The 17,071-nt window shown below is 73.0% G+C and carries 19 protein-coding genes and 1 pseudogene; 10 read left to right on the top strand and 10 right to left on the bottom strand.

Annotated features, from left to right (window positions below; genetic code table 11):
• Window positions 1-83: 83 nt before the first annotated feature.
• The 3 genes from ACFQRF_RS23310 to ACFQRF_RS23300 all read left to right on the top strand — a co-directional run bounded on the left by ACFQRF_RS23310 (window position 84) and on the right by ACFQRF_RS23300 (window position 1,585).
• Entirely contained in the window at window positions 84-338 is a 255-nt protein-coding gene (locus tag ACFQRF_RS23310; protein WP_379873310.1) for a hypothetical protein, read from the top strand.
• A 198-nt stretch (window positions 339-536) separates the two neighbouring features.
• Complete coding sequence (locus tag ACFQRF_RS23305; RefSeq protein ID WP_379873309.1) at window positions 537-764, top strand: hypothetical protein; 228 nt, start codon at window positions 537-539, stop codon at window positions 762-764.
• Between the two features lie 206 nt (window positions 765-970).
• Window positions 971-1,585 (top strand): superoxide dismutase, encoded by a 615-nt coding sequence (locus ACFQRF_RS23300; RefSeq protein ID WP_379873308.1) that lies wholly within the window; start codon window positions 971-973, stop codon window positions 1,583-1,585.
• A gap of 129 nt (window positions 1,586-1,714) precedes the next feature.
• Here ACFQRF_RS23300 and ACFQRF_RS23295 read toward each other — a convergent pair whose 3' ends face one another.
• The 3 genes from ACFQRF_RS23295 to ACFQRF_RS23285 form a co-directional block, all read right to left on the bottom strand.
• Complete coding sequence (locus ACFQRF_RS23295; protein WP_379873307.1) at window positions 1,715-2,389, bottom strand: HAD family hydrolase; 675 nt, start codon at window positions 2,387-2,389, stop codon at window positions 1,715-1,717.
• Between the two features lie 112 nt (window positions 2,390-2,501).
• Window positions 2,502-3,107 carry a DUF4126 domain-containing protein gene (locus ACFQRF_RS23290; RefSeq protein WP_379873306.1) on the bottom strand — a complete coding sequence of 202 codons (606 nt, stop codon included), beginning with the start codon at window positions 3,105-3,107 and terminating at the stop codon, window positions 2,502-2,504.
• A gap of 121 nt (window positions 3,108-3,228) precedes the next feature.
• Entirely contained in the window at window positions 3,229-3,477 is a 249-nt protein-coding gene (locus ACFQRF_RS23285; RefSeq protein ID WP_379873305.1) for a DUF2630 family protein, read from the bottom strand.
• Window positions 3,478-3,663: 186 nt separating this feature from the next.
• On the opposite strand from ACFQRF_RS23285, the gene ACFQRF_RS23280 reads away from it, so the two are divergent.
• Together ACFQRF_RS23280 and ACFQRF_RS23275 are read left to right on the top strand one after the other, a co-directional pair.
• Window positions 3,664-4,269 (top strand): hypothetical protein, encoded by a 606-nt coding sequence (locus tag ACFQRF_RS23280; protein ID WP_379873304.1) that lies wholly within the window; start codon window positions 3,664-3,666, stop codon window positions 4,267-4,269.
• A 326-nt stretch (window positions 4,270-4,595) separates the two neighbouring features.
• Entirely contained in the window at window positions 4,596-4,883 is a 288-nt protein-coding gene (locus ACFQRF_RS23275; protein ID WP_379873303.1) for a metal-sensitive transcriptional regulator, read from the top strand.
• 60 nt (window positions 4,884-4,943) lie between these two features.
• On the opposite strand, the gene ACFQRF_RS23270 is transcribed toward ACFQRF_RS23275, so the two are convergent.
• Together ACFQRF_RS23270 and ACFQRF_RS23265 are read right to left on the bottom strand one after the other, a co-directional pair.
• Window positions 4,944-6,314: an NAD(P)/FAD-dependent oxidoreductase gene (locus ACFQRF_RS23270; RefSeq protein ID WP_379873302.1), complete on the bottom strand. Its 1,371-nt coding sequence runs from the start codon at window positions 6,312-6,314 to the stop codon at window positions 4,944-4,946.
• A gap of 285 nt (window positions 6,315-6,599) precedes the next feature.
• A complete protein-coding gene (locus tag ACFQRF_RS23265) occupies window positions 6,600-7,322 on the bottom strand; it encodes a DUF998 domain-containing protein (protein ID WP_379873301.1) in 723 nt (240 codons plus the stop codon).
• An 87-nt stretch (window positions 7,323-7,409) separates the two neighbouring features.
• On the opposite strand from ACFQRF_RS23265, the pseudogene ACFQRF_RS23260 reads away from it, so the two are divergent.
• Window positions 7,410-7,853 (top strand): annotated as a pseudogene (locus ACFQRF_RS23260) (PucR family transcriptional regulator); the annotation flags it as partial.
• Here the strand turns inward: ACFQRF_RS23260 and ACFQRF_RS23255 are convergent.
• Window positions 7,808-8,461, bottom strand: coding sequence for an SACE_7040 family transcriptional regulator (locus tag ACFQRF_RS23255; RefSeq protein WP_379873300.1), 654 nt, complete (start codon window positions 8,459-8,461; stop codon window positions 7,808-7,810). The pseudogene ACFQRF_RS23260 and the gene ACFQRF_RS23255 overlap by 46 nt on opposite strands.
• A gap of 162 nt (window positions 8,462-8,623) precedes the next feature.
• On the opposite strand from ACFQRF_RS23255, the gene ACFQRF_RS23250 reads away from it, so the two are divergent.
• Genes ACFQRF_RS23250 through ACFQRF_RS23240 form a run of 3 tightly spaced genes read left to right on the top strand, consistent with a single transcriptional unit; the run spans window position 8,624 to window position 13,802 of the window.
• A complete protein-coding gene (locus ACFQRF_RS23250) occupies window positions 8,624-10,234 on the top strand; it encodes a carboxyl transferase domain-containing protein (RefSeq protein WP_465262340.1) in 1,611 nt (536 codons plus the stop codon).
• 56 nt (window positions 10,235-10,290) lie between these two features.
• The gene (locus tag ACFQRF_RS23245; RefSeq protein WP_379873298.1) at window positions 10,291-12,642 is read left to right on the top strand and encodes an ATP-binding protein; all 2,352 of its coding nucleotides are present in this window, start codon (window positions 10,291-10,293) and stop codon (window positions 12,640-12,642) included.
• A 5-nt stretch (window positions 12,643-12,647) separates the two neighbouring features.
• The gene (locus ACFQRF_RS23240) at window positions 12,648-13,802 is read left to right on the top strand and encodes an acyl-CoA dehydrogenase family protein (RefSeq protein ID WP_379873297.1); all 1,155 of its coding nucleotides are present in this window, start codon (window positions 12,648-12,650) and stop codon (window positions 13,800-13,802) included.
• A 352-nt stretch (window positions 13,803-14,154) separates the two neighbouring features.
• On the opposite strand, the gene ACFQRF_RS23235 is transcribed toward ACFQRF_RS23240, so the two are convergent.
• A complete protein-coding gene (locus tag ACFQRF_RS23235; protein ID WP_379873296.1) occupies window positions 14,155-14,658 on the bottom strand; it encodes a DUF2000 domain-containing protein in 504 nt (167 codons plus the stop codon).
• Window positions 14,659-14,820: 162 nt separating this feature from the next.
• Here ACFQRF_RS23235 and ACFQRF_RS23230 point away from each other — a divergent pair, with 162 nt between their 5' ends.
• Window positions 14,821-15,327 carry an Lrp/AsnC family transcriptional regulator gene (locus tag ACFQRF_RS23230; protein ID WP_379873295.1) on the top strand — a complete coding sequence of 169 codons (507 nt, stop codon included), beginning with the start codon at window positions 14,821-14,823 and terminating at the stop codon, window positions 15,325-15,327.
• A gap of 81 nt (window positions 15,328-15,408) precedes the next feature.
• On the opposite strand, the gene ACFQRF_RS23225 is transcribed toward ACFQRF_RS23230, so the two are convergent.
• Genes ACFQRF_RS23225 through ACFQRF_RS23215 form a run of 3 tightly spaced genes read right to left on the bottom strand, consistent with a single transcriptional unit; the run spans window position 15,409 to window position 16,956 of the window.
• Window positions 15,409-15,999 (bottom strand): GTP-binding protein, encoded by a 591-nt coding sequence (locus tag ACFQRF_RS23225; protein ID WP_379873294.1) that lies wholly within the window; start codon window positions 15,997-15,999, stop codon window positions 15,409-15,411.
• Window positions 16,000-16,033: 34 nt separating this feature from the next.
• Window positions 16,034-16,534: a DUF742 domain-containing protein gene (locus ACFQRF_RS23220; RefSeq protein WP_379873293.1), complete on the bottom strand. Its 501-nt coding sequence runs from the start codon at window positions 16,532-16,534 to the stop codon at window positions 16,034-16,036.
• 20 nt (window positions 16,535-16,554) lie between these two features.
• On the bottom strand, window positions 16,555-16,956 hold the full coding sequence (locus tag ACFQRF_RS23215) for a roadblock/LC7 domain-containing protein (RefSeq protein ID WP_379873292.1): 402 nt from the start codon (window positions 16,954-16,956) through the stop codon (window positions 16,555-16,557).
• Between the last annotated feature and the right edge of the window lie 115 nt (window positions 16,957-17,071).

The following is a 17,071-nucleotide window of genomic DNA, read 5'->3' as shown; positions in this document are numbered from 1 at the left end:
GTCGCGGCGCCTCCCGGGGTTCCCGGTGACGCGGTGTTCCGCTATTGTTGCCACACCCCGATTCTTCGACAAAAAGGAGTACGGTGAGCGGACGCGACTCCGATTCGGACAACGACGACGAACACCGGCCGGACCTATCCGCCACCTTCGACCACCCGCCCATGACCGTGGGCGAGGTTCGAGCGCTCAGAGACGCCGCCCGGCTCAGCCGCTCGGACGACCCCGCGGAGCGAGAGGCGGGCCTGCGGGAGTCGGCCGCCATCACGACCGACTTCAAGCGGCGGCACGACCTGAATGAGTTCTACCAACCCAGGTCCCCCCGAAGAAGCGCCGGGTAGCGCGGCACACCACGGCGCGCCCTCCCGGGCCGACCGTGCGGAGTCCCGGCGGCACGAGCCGACGTCGCCGGTCTGACCCACTTCGGCGGATGCGGCCGTACCCGCACCGCTCCTCGCAGACGAGCGCCCCGCGTGCACATGGCGGCGCGGGACGATCGCCGACTTCGACGCGTCAATGGCGACACGAAGGAGATCACCATGACCGAATCACCGGGCGGCACGCCCGCCCACGACCCATACCCGCCGGTCGCGATGGATCCCGCCACACTGGCGGCGCTCGTCGGAGCCGCGAAGGCCGCCCGGGACGGGGACGCCGAGGCCGAGGCCGCGGTGGGGTCGGTGGCCGACACCCACCGAGACATCGCGAGCCTGGACTCGAACTACCGCCCGCGGAGCCCGTCCAAGGGCGGTGGACGGACGGCGTAATGGGGTCGCCCCTGCTGAGAAGTCTCACTCTCGCGCGCGTGCCGCGCATGACCGGCCCGCCGCCGGGTAGGTGCGGCCCCGGGTTATTCCCGACCTGCCCTGTCGCAAGGGCAACACCGGCCGTCGGCCGGCCCTGCTGATAGCTTTTTACCCGCGAGAGACTCGCGATCCCATCGCAGAAAACCCTGTCAGAGGAAGGTGCGTAGATGTCCGCGCCATATTCGCTGCCCGATCTGCCCTACGACTACAGCGCGCTGGAGCCGTGGATCTCCGGGCAGATCATGGAGCTGCACCACGACAAGCACCACGCCACCTACGTCAAGGGGGCGAACGACGCGCTTGAGCAGCTCGCGGAGGCCCGCGCCAAGGAGAGCCTGGGCACGGTCAACCTGCTGCAGAAGAACCTCGCGTTCAACCTGGCCGGGCACGTGAACCACACGGTCTTCTGGCCGAACCTGTCCCCGGACGGCGGCGACAAGCCCGAGGGTGAACTCGGTGCGGCCATCAGCGACACCTTCGGGTCCTTCGACGCCTTCCGCGCGCACTTCAACGCGGCGGCCACCGGCATCCAGGGCTCGGGGTGGGCGATCCTCGCCTGGGACATCCTCGGCCAGCGGCTGATCATCGAGCAGCTGTACGACCACCAGGGCAACCTGGCGGCGGGCTCCTACCCGCTCCTGATGCTCGACATGTGGGAGCACGCTTTCTACCTGCAGTACAAGAACGTGAAGGCCGACTACGTCAAGGCGTTCTGGAACGTGGTCAACTGGGCCGACGTGCAGCGGCGCTTCGCCGACGCGCGCCAGGTGACGCTCGCCTAGCAGCGCACACGCGCTTCCTGCGCGTGTGCTCCGTTTTGGCACGGAGGGTTCTTTCTGAAGGGCGGCGCTTCCCGGCGCCGCCCTTCAGCGTCTCCGCGTTTCGACGCGTCCCAGCCCGGGCGGGGGCCGTCAGTCGGCGATCATCGCGACGGCCTCGGCCGCGGAGCCCGCCACGGGATGCCCGGTCGCCTCCAGGCGCTCCCGGGACATCAGGCCGGTGGCGACCAGGATGGCGTGCGCCCCGGCTTCGCGCGCGGCCCGGGCGTCGTCGTCGATGTCGCCGATCAGCACCACGGTCGCGGGGTCGATGTCCTGGGCCGTGAGGTGGTCGACGAGGTGCTCGGCCTTGGAGTCGTGCACGCTGTCGAAGCGGCGCCCGTCGACCCGGGTGAAGTGCCCGGTCAGGCCGCGTTCGGTGATGATCGGCACCAGGTGCCGGTGCGACGCCATGGACAGCAGCGACTGGGTGCGGCCCCGCTGCCGCCAGGCGGCGAGCACCTCCAGCGCCCCGTCGGCGAGTCGGCAGGAGGGCAGCAGCGAACTGTAGTGCCGGTCGTAGGTCCGGTTGAGACGCTCCCACTCCTCGTCCGCGAGCGGCCGGCCGAACAGTTCCTGGTAGCAGGCGAGCAGCGGCCGGCGGAAGACCGAGCGCCAGTACTCCAGTTCGACGGGCTCCCGGCCGAACTCGGCGCACACCTGGTTGAGGGCGGCGAGGTTGGCGTGGTTGTCGTCGAGCAGGGTCCCGTTCCAGTCCCAGACGATGTGCGTGATGCCGTTCCGGAGTGCGATCGCGTCGTGTGCCACGCAGTGCACTCTAAAGCAGCGGGTCAACGGCACCGCGCCTCGGGCGGTGCCGTGGGGATGCCGTTCCCGCGTTCCGGCACCCCGCCGGGATCACCGCCCCGGGCCGGGGCCGCTAGGCGGTCGCCGGGTCGCCCGCGGCCTCCGCACGGCGGCGCCGGCGGGCGCGCCGGATCCAGACGATGGCGACGATCGTCAGTGGCAGCACCACGAGGACGATGACGGGCAGCAGGATCGCCAGGACCGCCGTCACGGTGCTGATGACGTCCTCGATCGTGCTGATGACCGGGGCGCCGGCCCCGCCGGTCACCGTGTTGAGCACCGGCCGGGCCATCGCCTTGAGGCCGTGGAAGACGAGCGCGATCACCACTCCGGAGACGATCGGCCACCACGAGCCGTCTCCGGTGCCGGCCGCCGCGATCTCGTCGGTGCTGATGGCGGTGGCGCCGGCGCCGAAGGTGATGCCGCCCGACGTCGGCCGGACGAAGGTCTGGATGACGTCGTTGACGCTGTCCACGGCGGGGACCTTGTCCGCGACCACTTCGACGACCAGCAGCACCCCGAGGATCACGAGGACGGCCGGGTGCTCCAGCCACTGCCAGGAAGCCGACAGCGGCAGTACGTCGGTGAACCGGGCGAGCAGTCCCACGGCCAGTAGCGGGATGTAGGCGTTCAGCCCGGCGGCGGAGGCCAGTCCCGCTCCGGTCAGCACCTCTAGCATGCGTCCTCTTCCAGTCGTCGGGGGATGACGGGGCACAGGAAGAGACGCCGGGCCGCGCCGCACGGTTCCGGGCGGTCCGGGCTCGGCGTGCGCGGGCGGGGGTGCGCCGCCCGGGGTCAGCTCACCGGCGGCCTCGCGGGACGGCGGCCGGGCGCACCGGGAGGTCGGCGTCGCGGGCGTGGCGCTCGCCGGCCCGGCGGCGGCGCAGCAGGTCCCAGCATTCGTTGAGCGCGGTGTCGAGTTCGCGCATCCGCTGCCGCTCCTCGGGCGTGAGCCGGTGCTCGTTCTGCTCTCTGAGGTCGCGCTCCTCCGTGACGAGTTCCCCGATGCGCCGGATGAGCTCCGTCTCGTGGTTCCTCGGATGGTTCATGTTCTCCATGGTCGATGCCGCTGCGGCCGGATGACAAGGGGCGGTGGCGCATGACCGCAGCTCACGGGCCTCCCGGTGGCGGCATGGGTTGACGCGGGCGCGCGGTGGGAAGGTTCCGCCCGTCGCGGGCGGCCGCGACCGCCCCGCTTCTCGCCCCGTCCCCCATCGCACCGCCTGGAGAGCACGTTGAGGATCTACGCCGACCGACCCGCCCGTCGTCTGCTGCAGATCGGCGCCGACGCGGCGGCACTCGTCTGGATCGCCGCCTGGGTGTGGGCGGCGGTGCTGCTGCGCGACGCGCTGGTCCGGCTGGCCGGTCCGGGAGCGCTGCTGGCGGACGCCGGCACCGGGCTGAGCGGCAACATGGCCGATGCGGCGGAGCGGGTCCGTGAACTGCCGCTGGTCGGCGACGGCCTGAGCGCCCCGTTCGGCAGCGTCGGGGACGCCGGAGAGACGCTGACGGACGCGGGACGGCGGTTCGAGGAGGCGGTCGGCGACGCGGCCGTCGCGCTGCCGCTGCTCACGGCGCTGCTGCCGATCCTGGTGGCGCTGACGGTGTGGCTGCCGCCCCGGGCACGGTGGATCCGGCAGGCGGCCGACGTGCGGCGGGCCCGTGGCCTGGACGGCGGCGCCGCGGACCGGCTGCTGGCCCTGCGGGCGCTCGCCAACGCCCCGGTCGGCCGTCTGGCGCAAGTGCATCCCGATCCGGCCGGCGCGTGGCACGGTGGCGACGCACAGGCCACGACGCGGCTCGCCGGCCTGGAACTCGACCGGTTGGGGCTGCGGCGCTGAGCGCGGTGCGGCGGTCCCATGGCGGAGCGCCTGGAGGGGGACCACGGTGGCGGCATGGGCCGGTTTCGTCGGCAATTCCGACGTATCGCCCGGAGCGCCGATACTCGGAGGAGAACGTGCGGGTCCGGTGCCGGGTTCGCACGGGGACACTTCCGGACGCGCGCGGCCGGGGACATGCAGCGGACAGCGAGATATACCCTGAGGGGGTATTGTTGACAACCGAAGAACACAGGGACAGCCTCCGTGGCGGGAACGGAGAACAGGACCTCCGTGGCGGGAACGCAGAACAGGACCTCCGTGGCGGGAACGGACAGGAGAGCGCGGGCATGGCCACCTACGGCTACCACGACAACAAGCAGCAGCACCTCAACCGGCTACGCCGTATCGAGGGGCAGGTGCGCGGGCTCCAGCGGATGGTGGAGGACGACGCCTACTGCATCGACGTCCTGACCCAGACGGCGGCGGTGAACAAGGCGCTGCGCTCGTTCGCCCTCGCGCTGCTCGACGAACACCTGAAGCACTGCGTGGCGCACGCGGTGGCCAACGGCGGCGAGGAGGCCGATCTCAAGGTCCGGGAGGCGTCGGACGCCATCGCCCGGCTGGTGCGCTCCTGACGCCCGCCTCCCCCGGCCGGGTTCCGGTCGGCCGCTCCCGGGGCGCGGCCCGCCGTGCCCTCAGCCGCGCGCCCGCTCCGCACGTTCCCGCAGCCGTGCGGTCTCGGCGCGCACGTGCTCGGGGTCGAGGTAGTGGCCCGCCTCGATGTCCATGAACGTCGACGGCTTGCCGTGCATGAACCCCAGCCGGGACACCTCGCCGCCGAGCAGCATGCGGATCGCCCAGTTGGCCGCCACCCTGGCCCGCGCCGGGCCGGACGGCACCGTGGCGAGGTGGTAGCCGCGGGTCACCAGCATCGCGGGCAGCCCCGCCAGGTCCACCCCGAGCGGGCGGGCCACCGCGTCACGGCCGTCCAGGTCGACGACCAGGCCCTTGTCGGAGTAGGCGAAGGGCCGCAGCGGCCGGCCGAGGAGGGAGTTGATGATGTTGTCCGCCGCCGCCCGCCCCTCGTGGATGGCGTACTGGGCGGTGGGCGGGCAGAGCGTCCCTTCATCGTCCTTGGACAGGTCGGGGATGGCCGCGGCGTCGCCGACCGCGAACACCTCCTGGGCCTCCGGGACCGCGAGGTCCGGGCCGACCTGCAGCCGCCCCCGGTCGGTGGGCGCGCCCAGGGACGCCACGAGCGGGCTCGGCGACGTGCCGGCCGTCCAGATAAGCGTCCGGCAGGGCAGCACCCGGCCGTCCGTGAGCGTCACCTTGTTCTCGGTCACCTCGCGGACCGTCACCTCCAGCCGGACCTCGATGCCGCGCCGGCGCAGCAGGTCGAGGGCCTCTTCGCCGAGCCGGGGTCCCAGTTCGGGGAGCAGCCGCGGCGCGATGTCCACCAGATGCCACCGGATCGCGGAGGCGAGGTCGGGGTAGCGGTCGGCGGCTTCCTCAGTGAGCCGGTGCAGCGACGCCGCCGTCTCCACCCCGGTGTAGCCCCCGCCCACGACGATGAAACGGGAGCGTTCCTCGCGCTCCACCGGGTCCTGGCTGGCGTTGGCCAGCTCCAGCTGCCCGAGCACGTGGTCGCGCAGTACGACCGCCTCGGCGAGGTTCTTATTGCCGAAGCCGTACTCGGTCAGTCCCGGGATGTCGAAGACACGGGTGAGGCTGCCGGGGGCGAGGAGCAGCCGGTCGTAGGGTTCGTACGTCAGCTCATCGGAGATCTTGCGCACCAGGACCGTCCGGGCCTCGGGGTCGACCCCCACGGCGGAGCCGGGGACGATGCGGGTGCGGCGCAGCAGCCGGTGCAGCGAGACCGCCAGCGACTGCGGGGTGAGCAGCCCGGAGGACACCTGCGGGAGCAGCGGCGTGTAGAGCATGTAGTCGTTGGGCGCCACGAGCACGAGTTCGGCCGCGCCCTTGGGGATGCGGTGTTCCAGCCGGCGGATGGCGTTGACCCCGGCGAATCCGGGGCCGACCACCACGATGCGAGGCCGTGACATCGTCGAACCACTCTCCCTCCTGGTGGCCCGGCGTCCCGCCGTGTACCGTTCGGCCGACACCGGACGGATCGCGTCGTGCGAGTCACGTTGCCCGGCGACTCGGGGGTCAAACGTAACCGCGTCCCGCCGTCCCGCTCCGCCGGGCGCGCCGGGCGGCACCGCGCCTTGGCGACACCTTGACCTCTGCCGCGCCCGCCGTGGCCGCGTGGCCTGCACCGGCGCCCGCCGGAGCGGGCGGCGGGCACGGGCGGCCGGGGACGCACCGACCGCCGCGCCGCGGGCCTGTCACGAGCCGTGCCGGGCACGGCCGGCCCCTGGCCGGGGGCCGCGCCGCGCCGACGTCAGGGCGGCCCCTGGACGGCCGCTCAACAGCCCGCAGCCCGCCGCGAGCGTCCAGATCTGCGCGGGGAAGATCCAGAACCTCTCCATACCGCCCATGCCCAGCCCCAGGTACGTCTTGGCGAGGAACAGCACCGTGGCGGCCACCCCGACCACGCCGAGCACCAGGGCCACGGGCGCCATCGCCCGAAGCGCGCTCCCGCGAAGCCCGAGACCGGCGAGGACGAGCCCGAGGTTGCCGACGGCCACCAGCAGCGCACCACCGGAGTGTGCGGGCGGGTGCACGTCGGCGGGCGCCAGCCCCACCACGATCCAGCCCACGCCGGCCGCGGCGAGCAGCACCCCGGCGCCGAGCGAGGCGAGGGCGCCCCGCCGCCACAGGGTGCGGACGAGAACGGTGCCGGCGACGAGCGCCACGCCCTGGAGCACGAAGGACGCGTTCATGACATCGTGCAGCGGGGAGCACATGTACCGGCCGCCCCAGTCCGAACAGCCGACGACGCCCAGATCGCTGACGTTGTTGTCCGACCAGCTGTAGGGTCGCGGCCACGCCGCCTGCACCACGAGGTGGGCCATGAGGAACTGGGCGGCCCCCAGCAGCCAGACGACGGCGCCGATGCGGGTGGTCCAGGGCGTGCGGTGGGTTCCTGCTTCGTCGGTTTCGGGCACGTGCGCTGCCTCCATCCGGTCTCGGGGACGCCGAACCGTGTGGGAACGGTTCCGCCCGTGCCCATGCCCACGGGGCGGCACCGCATGCGGCGGGCGCTGGTCACCGCGCTGGGCGGCCGGGTGTACGCACTGCTCCCCGACCTGGCGCGCCCGTCGGCGGAGTCCTCCGTACTGGCGCTGACCCGCCGGATCGTCGGCGCCGCGCGGGCCATGCTCGGCGGCACGGTGCAGGGCGCAATGGGCTCACTGGTGGACTCACTCGGCGACGTCGCGCGCTCGCGAACCGAGGCCGACCGGGTACTCGACGCGATGGGCCGGGATCCGGCCATGGACGTGGCCACCATCTCCGACGTCCGATCCCGCGTACTCGTCAGCGAGACACTGGCACGGTTGCGGGCCGACCCACGGCTGCGCGACCCCCAGGTCGACCTGCTGACCGCGCACGACGCCGCGCACGGCTCGGACCTGGCCGGCTCGCTGGTCGCCTACCTGGAGGCGTTCGGCGACGTGCGGGCCGCGGCGGAGCGGCTTTCCGGCGCCTGCCGCGCCGTTCCCGCGTCGCCCGCCGGCCCGGCCGACAGCAGGGCCGCGCGTCCCATGGTGTGCAGCAGCCGGGCCGTGTCCTCCCGTGGGAGATGGCCGAGGATGTGCGGGGTGGAGTTGAGCAGGCCGAACGCCGCGTGCACCGCGGCCCGCAGGACGGCGGCCGGTGCGGCCGGGCGCAGGTCGGCCAGGACCCGGACCCACTGCTCCAGGTAGCCGCGCTGCAGCCGGCGGATCCGGCGGCGTTCCGCGGTGGGGACGTTCCCCAGTTCGCGGTCGTGCACGGTGATGAGCGCGGGTTCGTCCAGGGCGAAGGCGATGTGGCCGTCCAGCAGCGAGTTCAGCGCCGCCTCGGGGCCGTCCGCCGCCGCGACGCGCGTCTCGCCGCCGGTGGCCAGCCGCTCGCTGACGTCCAGCAGCATCGCGGCCAGCAGCGCCTCCTTGCCCGGAAAGTGCCGGTACAGCGCCGGTCCCGTGGTGCCGACGGCACGCCCGAGGTCGTCGATCGACACCCCGTGGAAGCCGCGCGCCGCGAACAGGCCGGCGGCGGCCCGCAGAATGGTCGCGCGGCGGGAGCCCGCCGGACTGCTCGCCATGGCCCCACTCCTTCCGGCCCGCCCGGAACCGGCTGCCGCCGCCCGCGGCCCGGCTGTGATCCTGGACACCGATGTTAGCGGCCACTAACATCGAACATGTTAGCGATCCCTAACACAGCGATCACGGCGGCACCACCGGAGGAACCCATGAGCGGGGCGCCCGTGCTCACATCGGCGATCGACACGGCGGGCGCGGCCTTCGCAGCCAACGCCGCGGCGAACCGCGCGCTCGCCACCGAACTGCGCGAACGCATCGCAACCGCCGCGCTGGGCGGCCCGGAGAAGACCCGGATCCGGCACGTCGAGCGCGGCAAGCTGCTGCCGCGCGACCGGGTGGACGCGCTGCTCGACCCCGGTTCGCCGTTCCTGGAGCTCTCCCCACTCGCCGCCTACGGGCTGTACGGCCGCGACGGCCAGGACGCCCCCGCGGCCGGCATCATCACCGGGGTCGGCCGGGTCGCCGGGCGTGAGGTCGTGGTGGTGGCCAACGACGCCACGGTCAAGGGCGGCAGCTACTACCCGATGACGGTGAAGAAGCACCTGCGCGCCCAGGAGGTCGCGCTGCAGAACCGGTTACCGTGCGTCTACCTCGCCGACTCCGGCGGCGCGTTCCTGCCCATGCAGGACGACGTCTTCCCCGATCGCGAGCACTTCGGCCGCATCTTCTACAACCAGGCCACCATGTCGCGGCTGGGCATCCCGCAGATCGCCGCGGTGCTCGGCTCCTGCACGGCAGGCGGCGCCTACGTGCCGGCGATGAGCGACGAGGCGGTGATCGTCCGGGACCAGGGCACCATCTTCCTGGGCGGCCCGCCGCTGGTGAAGGCCGCCACCGGCGAGATCGTCACCGCCGAGGAGCTGGGCGGGGGCGACGTGCACGCGCGGGTCTCGGGGGTCGCCGACCACCTCGCCGAGAACGACGCGCACGCGCTCGGGATCGTCCGGCAGATCGCCGCCACCCTCGGGCCGCGCCCGGCGCCCGCCTGGGACCGGGTGCCGGCCCGGCCGCCGGCCCTGGACCCCGAAGAGCTGTACGGGATCGTCCCCACCGACACCCGCACCCCCTACGACGTGCGCGAGGTGATCGCCCGGATCGTGGACGCCAGCGAGTTCACCGAATTCAAGGCCGAGTACGGCGGCACCCTCGTCACCGGGTTCGCGCACATCCACGGCCACCCCGTCGGGATCGTGGCCAACAACGGCATCCTGTTCTCGGAGTCCGCGCTCAAGGGCGCGCACTTCATCGAACTGTGCGACCGGCGCAGCGTTCCGCTGGTCTTCCTGCAGAACATCTCGGGGTTCATGGTCGGCCGCGACTACGAGGCCGGCGGCATCGCCAAGCACGGCGCCAAGATGGTCACGGCGGTCGCCTGCGCCCGCGTCCCCAAGTTCACCGTGGTCATCGGCGGCTCGTTCGGCGCCGGCAACTACAGCATGTGCGGCCGGGCCTACTCGCCGCGGTTCCTGTGGATGTGGCCCAACGCCCGGATCTCGGTGATGGGCGGCGAACAGGCGGCCTCGGTGCTCGCCACGGTGCGGCGCGACCAGATGGCCGCGCGCGGCGAGGAGTGGCCGGCCGCGGACGAAGAGGCGTTCAAGGCGCCGATCCGCGCCCAGTACGAGGAACAGGGCAGCCCCTACTACTCCACCGCGCGACTGTGGGACGACGGGGTCATCGACCCGGCCGACACCCGCACCGTGCTCGGGCTCGGCCTGGCGGCCGCCCGGCACGCACCGCTGGAGCCCGTCGGCTACGGGGTCTTCCGGATGTGACCGGGCCCCGGAGACGCGACACACAGGTACCCGTCACGGAGGAAGCGAAGGCGGAGATGACACCGGACCAGGCCAGTTCGTCCGTTCCCGCCACGGACGCCACATCGCCCGTTCCCGCCACGGAGGCTGCTTTGTCCGTTCCCGCCACGGAGGCTGTCACCCCCACCGTTCTCGTGGCCAACCGGGGCGAGATCGCCGTGCGCGTCATGCGTACGCTGCGCCGCCTCGGCCTGCGGTCGGTGGCGATCCACACCGCCGCCGACGCCGGCGCTCCGCACACCCGCGCCGCCGATGTCGCCGTGCAGGTGGGCGACGGCGGCACCGCCGGATACCTGGACGGGCCGGCCGTCATCGCCGCCGCGCACGCCACCGGCGCGACCATGATCCACCCCGGGTACGGTTTCCTCTCCGAGAACGCCGACTTCGCGCGTGCCTGTGCCGCCGCCGGCCTGGTGTTCGTCGGCCCGCCGCCCGAGGCGATCGAGGCCATGGGAGACAAGATCCGGGCCAAGCGCACCGTGGCCGACGCCGGTGTCCCCCTGCTCCCCGGCTTCGCGGAGCGGGACGGCGCGCCGATGTCCGACGACGAGCTGCTGCGGGCCGCCGCCGAAGTCGGCTACCCGCTGCTGATCAAGCCGTCGGCGGGCGGCGGTGGTAAGGGCATGCGGCTGGTGCGCGAGCCGTCCGAACTGCCCGACGCGGCGGCCGCGGCGCGGCGGGAGGCGCGCGGCGCCTTCGGCTCCGACACGCTCCTGGTGGAACGGTTCGTGGAACGCCCACGGCACATCGAGGTGCAGGTGCTCGCCGACTCCCACGGCGCCGTGCTGCACCTGGGCGAGCGCGAGTGCAGCCTGCAGCGCCGCCACCAGAAGATCATCGAGGAGGCGCCGTCGCCGCTGCTCACCCCGGCGCAGCGCGCCGCCATGGGCGAGGCCGCGGTGGCGGCGGCCAAGGCGTGCGGGTACGTGGGCGCGGGGACGGTGGAATTCATCGTCGCGGGCGCCCCGACCGGCCCTGCCGCCACGGGAGATCCGGCCGCCGGGGCCGACGGCGGGCAGGCCGATGTGGAGGTTCCGGGGGAACCCCTTGCTTCAAGTCAAACCCACCAAGGTCTCACCCTGCCGCCACAGGACCCTTCCCTGTGGACGGACGCCGTCGACTACGCCTTCCTGGAGATGAACACCCGGCTCCAGGTCGAGCACCCAGTCACCGAGGCCGTCGTCACCGTGGGCGGGCGGCGCGGGATCGACCTCGTCGAGTTGCAACTCCGGATCGCCCTGGGCGAGCCGCTGCCCTTCACCCAGGCCGACATCGACCTCACCGGGCACGCCGTGGAGGCGCGGGTCTACGCCGAGGACCCGGCCCGCGATTTCCTGCCCACCGGCGGCTCCGTGCTGCTGCTGGACGAGCCGCGCGGCCCGGACGTCCGCGTCGACTCCGGCCTCGCCGAGGGCGCGGCGGTCGGCTCCGCCTACGACCCGATGCTCGCCAAGGTCGTGGCGTGGGCGCCGGACCGCGCCGCCGCGCTGCGCCGCCTCGACACCGCGCTCGGCGAGTACACGCTGCTCGGCTGCACCACGAACGTCGCGTTCCTGCGCCGCCTACTGCGCCACCCCGAGGTGACGGCCGGCCGGCTGGACACCGGCCTCACCGAGCGGGCGCGCCCGCACCTGGCCCCCGCCACGGACCCGCCCGAGGAGGTGTACGCGGCGGCCGCCCTGGACTGCCAGCTCGCCCTGGAGCCGCCCGGGCCGGTCCTCGACCGGTTCGATGTGCCGGACGGCTGGCGGGTCGGCGGACCCGCGTGGACCCCGTGGCGGCTGCGCGCCCCGGGCGGCGAACCGGTGACGGTGCGGGTCCGCCGGGACGCCCGGCGGCCGCACCACTACCAGGTGCGGGTCGCCGACGGCCCGGTGGTCGCCGCCACCGCCGCCCGCACGACCGGCGGCCGGGCGCTGGAGGTCTCCTACGGCGGGCGCACGTACCGCTACGCGCGCGCCGAGCGGGACGGCGGCGGCGCCGGTATCGCACCGCACGACACCGCACCCGAGGCCACCCTGTGGCTCGGGTCCGGCGGCTCCGCCTGGCGGATCGCCGAGCAGCCCGCCCTCGCCCCGGCCCGCGCCACGGCGGCGGCCGGCGACGGCACGGTCCGCAGCCCCATGCCGGGCACCGTGCTGGCCGTCCCGGTGGAGCCGGGCGCCCGGGTGCGCGCGGGAGCCCCGGTCGCCGTGGTCGAGGCCATGAAGATGGAGCACACCGTCACCGCGCCCCTCGACGGTGTGATCACCCGGTTGGAGGTCCGGCCGGGTCAGCCCGTGGCCATGGACACGATCCTGGCCGTCATCGCCCCGGAATCGCCGGAGACCCCGGCCACGCCGGCCGGGGCCGCCACCGCTGAGGAGTGAACGTCATGGATCACCGACTCGCACCGGAGCACGAGGAGCTGCGCCGCACGGTCGAGGAGTTCGCCCGGGACGAGGTCGCGCCCGTGATCGGCGACTTCTACGAGCGGTGCGCGTTCCCGTACGAGATCGTCGCGAAGATGGGCCGGATGGGGCTGTTCGGGCTGCCCTTCCCCGAGGAGTACGGCGGGATGGGCGGCGACTACTTCGCGCTGTGCCTCGCGCTGGAGGAGCTGGCCCGGGTGGACTCGTCGGTGGCCATCACCCTGGAGGCGGCGGTGTCGCTGGGCGCGATGCCCATCCACCGCTTCGGCACCGAGGAGCAGCGCAAGACGTGGCTGCCGCGCCTGTGCTCGGGCGAGGCGCTCGGGGCGTTCGGGCTCACCGAGCCGGGCGGCGGCTCCGACGCCTCGGCCACCCGGACCACGGCGGACCTGGTGGACGGCGTGTGGGTGATCAACGGGACGAAGTCCTTCATCACCAACTCGGGCACCGACATCACCGCGCTGGCGACCGTCACCGCGGTGACCGGCCGGCGCCCGGACGGCCGCCCGGAGATCTCGGCGATCCTGGTCCCGGCCGGCACGCCGGGCTTCCGGGTCGGCCAGAAGTACTCCAAGGTCGGCTGGACCGCCTCCGACACCAACGAGATCGTCCTCACCGACTGCCGGGTCCCGGAGGACCATCTCGTGGGCGGGCGCGGGGCGGGCTACGCCCAGTTCCTGCGCATCCTGGACGAGGGCCGGATCGCGATCGCCGCGCTCTCGGTGGGCCTGGCACAGGGGTGCGTGGACGAGGCGCTGCGCTACGCGGGCGAGCGGGAGGCGTTCGGGCAGGCCATCGGCCGATACCAGGCCATCCAGTTCAAGATCGCCGACATGGCGGCCCGCGTGCACACCGCGCGGCTCGCCTACCACGACGCGGCGTCGCGGATGCTGGCCGGCGAGCCGTTCAAGCAGCAGGCCGCCATCGCGAAACTGGTGGCCTCCAACGCGGCGATGGACAACGCCCGCGACGCCACGCAGATCTTCGGCGGGTACGGCTTCATGAACGAGTACCCGGTGGGCCGCTTCTACCGCGACGCCAAGATCCTGGAGATCGGCGAGGGCACCAGCGAGGTGCAGCGGATGCTCATCGCACGGGAGCTGGGGCTTCCCGCCTGAGGGCGGATGGCGGCGCGCCCGTCATGACGACGAGGGGTGGCACTTCCCGCAATAGCATTCGCCGAAGGTGAAGGGGGTGCACGGCCGGCGGGCGGTCCGGGGCTCGTTCCCGGCCCGCCGGTCCGTGCCGTCGGCCGGAGCCCGCGGCGGCTCGGTCTCTCCGACGGCGTCGCCGCCCACGATCCCGTCCGGGAATCCCGGGGCGTCCCGACGCTGTCGGCGCCGCCGGGCCCCTTCCCGCCGCCGCCGTCGTTCCGCGGGGGTGTCGCGCGGTTCACTCCGTTCCGTCATGGCGAGTACGTACCCACGGCAGGATCCGGGCGACCGGCGCGAGCGGGTGGCCGCCCCGGCCTCACGCGCCCGCCGGTGCCGCGCCGAGCAGTGGCAGGCGTCCCACGATCTTGTCGATCTTGTTGCGCGGGCCCAGGAGGCTGATCCCGTTGTACTCCATGTCGGCGGGGTCGGTCGCGGCCAGCGTCTCCAGGTAGCCCTGGTACACCCGGCTGACCTGGGCCGCCCGGGGCATGTCGACCAGGAGGATGCCGTCCTTGCCGAGCGCCTTCTCGCGGATCCGGCGCAGCGTGGCACCGTCGGCGCCGAGGATGGAGCAGCCGGTCCAGGGCAGGCCGGGGTGGTCGCCGCCCGCGGCGTCGGTGCCGTCGGGGCCGAGGATGCCGGGGACCCGGCCGCCCACGGCCGCCGCCAGGCAGCCGGCGGCGTTGGCGGCGATGCCGGGGGCGAGGGCGTCGTCGATGACCATGACCCACTTGACGCGTGCCCCGCGGGTGGAGACGTCCAGCGTGATGTCGGCCGGGTCGAGCCGGAAGGGGGCCGGGCGGGTCAGTTGGTCGGTCATTCGGGGTTCTCCTCGTTCCTCGGTCCGGCGTGCACGGGGGAGACGCGAAGCATCGACGGCACCATCGGTGTAGGGTCGCGCAAGATGCGGTGGTCGCGCTGCACGTTAGCCGGACATGCGGTTCGAGGAAAGCCGCACCGAAGGAAATTCGGCAGGAGAAGGATGTCGGTGGACCTGGACGAACTCGACCGCGCGATTCTGCGGGAACTGCAGAAGGATGCGCGGATGACCAACCGCGACCTCGCCGCCGCGGTGGGGGTGGCGGCCTCGACCTCGCTGGAGCGGGTGCGGGCGCTCCGGGAGAAGGGGGTGGTGCGCGGCTACCGCGCCGAGGTGAGCCTCGACGCGCTCGGCCGGCACGTCCAGGCGATGATCTCGGTGCGGATCCGGCCGCCGTCCCGCCGCAACATCGAGGCGTTCCGCGAATGGGTGGCGCGGCTGCCGGAGACCGTGGGGGTCTTCGTGACGTCCGGCAACCGGGACTTCCTGGTGCACGTGGCGGTGCCCGACACCGACGCGCTGTACGGCTTCGTCATCGACCGGCTCACCCAGCGCCCCGAGGTGGCCGACGTGGAGACCAGCGTGGTCTACGAGCACCTGCGCGCCGCCGCGGTGGAGCCGGTCCGTTCGGCGCCCGCCCGAACCCGCCGCCGCCCGGGCGGCGGCTGACCGCCGGCCTTGTGGAGGCGCACCTACGGGGACGGAGCCGTGGGTGCGCCTCTCAGGACGATCGGCGGCGCCGGTGCGCGACTACCTCCACGAGGTCTGCCCCCCGGTGGAGGTCGGCTGCCCGGCGGAGGCGGCGTCTCCGACGCTGATGGCGTGCTCCACCAGCCGGATCAGCGTCGCCTTCGTCGACTGACGGTCGCGCGCGTCGCACTGGACGATGGGAATGTCGTCGCTGAGCGTCAGCGCGTCGCGGACCTCCGCGGCGTCGTGCGGGAAGTAGGAGTCGAACCCGTTGATCGCCACGATGAAGGGCAGCCGCGCCTCCTCGAAGTAGTCGATCGCGGGGAAGCAGTCGGCGAGCCGGCGGGTGTCGACCAGGACGACGGCGCCGATGGCGCCCTTGACCAGGTCGTCCCACATGAACCAGAAGCGATGCTGGCCGGGCGTGCCGAACAGGTAGAGGATGAGGTCGGAGTCGAGGGAGACCCGGCCGAAGTCCATGGCGACCGTGGTCGTCTGCTTGTCCGGCGTCTTCGCCAGGTCGTCGACGCCCACGCTTGCGCTGGTCATGACCGCTTCGGTGGTCAGCGGCACGATCTCGGAGACGGAGCCCACGAACGTCGTCTTGCCGACGCCGAAGCCTCCGGCGACGACGATCTTGACCGACGTCATCGCGCTCGCCACAGCACCGCCCTCGTCGGCCGCGCTAGAGCTTGCGAAGTCCACTGAGCACCCTTTCAAGCAGGTTGACGTTGGGCCGGCCATCGGTGTTGAGCGACGTTCGGATCTGGACCAGGCCCTGCTCCGACATGTCCGCCACGAGCACCCGGGCGACGCCGAGCGGAATCCGCAGCAGGGCGGAGATCTCGGCCACGGACCGCCACTCCCGGCACAGGTCGCTGATCGCCTGGCACTCGGGGGTGAGCATCCCGAACTCGCTGCGCGCCGTGAGCGTCGCGGAGATCAACGCCTCCATCGGCAGCTGGGCGCGCGGCTTGGTGCGGCCTCGCGTCACCGCGTAGGGCCGCACCAGTGAACTCGGCGCCCCGCCCGCGGCCGGCTGTTGCTGTTGGTCTGGTGGTTGCTGGCCTGCGCGTGGAACATCACCGCCGATCGGACCGTCCGGCACCGCGCGCGGTGCGCTGTCCGGCTGCGGTCCGAACCACGAGGCGCTCCCGGCATCTCTACCGTGAGGTGGTGCCACCACTTCCTCCTGTCGGTGGTGGGTCAGTGGATTCCCGAGGCGCGCACCGCCGGGGTCAGCGCCCGTCCCGCCCGGTCGACGAGCAGTGTCATCTCGTAGGCGACGAGCCCCAGGTCGCACTCGGCGGCGGCCAGCACCGCCAGGCACGATCCGTCGCTGATCGCCATGATCAGCAGCAGGCCGCGTTCCATCTCCACGACGGTCTGCGCGACCGCGCCGCCCTCGAACACGCGGGCGGCGCCCTGGGTCAGGCTGGACAGGCCCGACGCGATGGCGGCGAGCTGGTCGGCCCGGTCGGTCGGGAACCCCGCCGAGGCGGCCAGAGGCAGCCCGTCCGCCGACACGACGATCGCGTGCGCGACGTCGGGTACACGGTTGGCGAAGTCAGTGATCAGCCAGTTGAGTTCGTTCACCGGTTGATTCATCTGCTCTCCTGTCGGTCCCAGCCTTCGCATGGCCGTGCGGTTCGGAGCCGGCCAAAAGCCAAGATTGCATCATGAGTGACTTTATTGTGGTTCATTGTCCAAGAAGTGCGGATGA

Origin of the sequence: Marinactinospora rubrisoli (genome assembly GCF_042664915.1) — a bacterium.
Taxonomy (GTDB): domain Bacteria; phylum Actinomycetota; class Actinomycetes; order Streptosporangiales; family Streptosporangiaceae; genus Marinitenerispora; species Marinitenerispora rubrisoli.
Note: the sequence above shows the minus strand (reverse complement) of the source record. Positions and strands in the feature narration are given on the sequence as shown.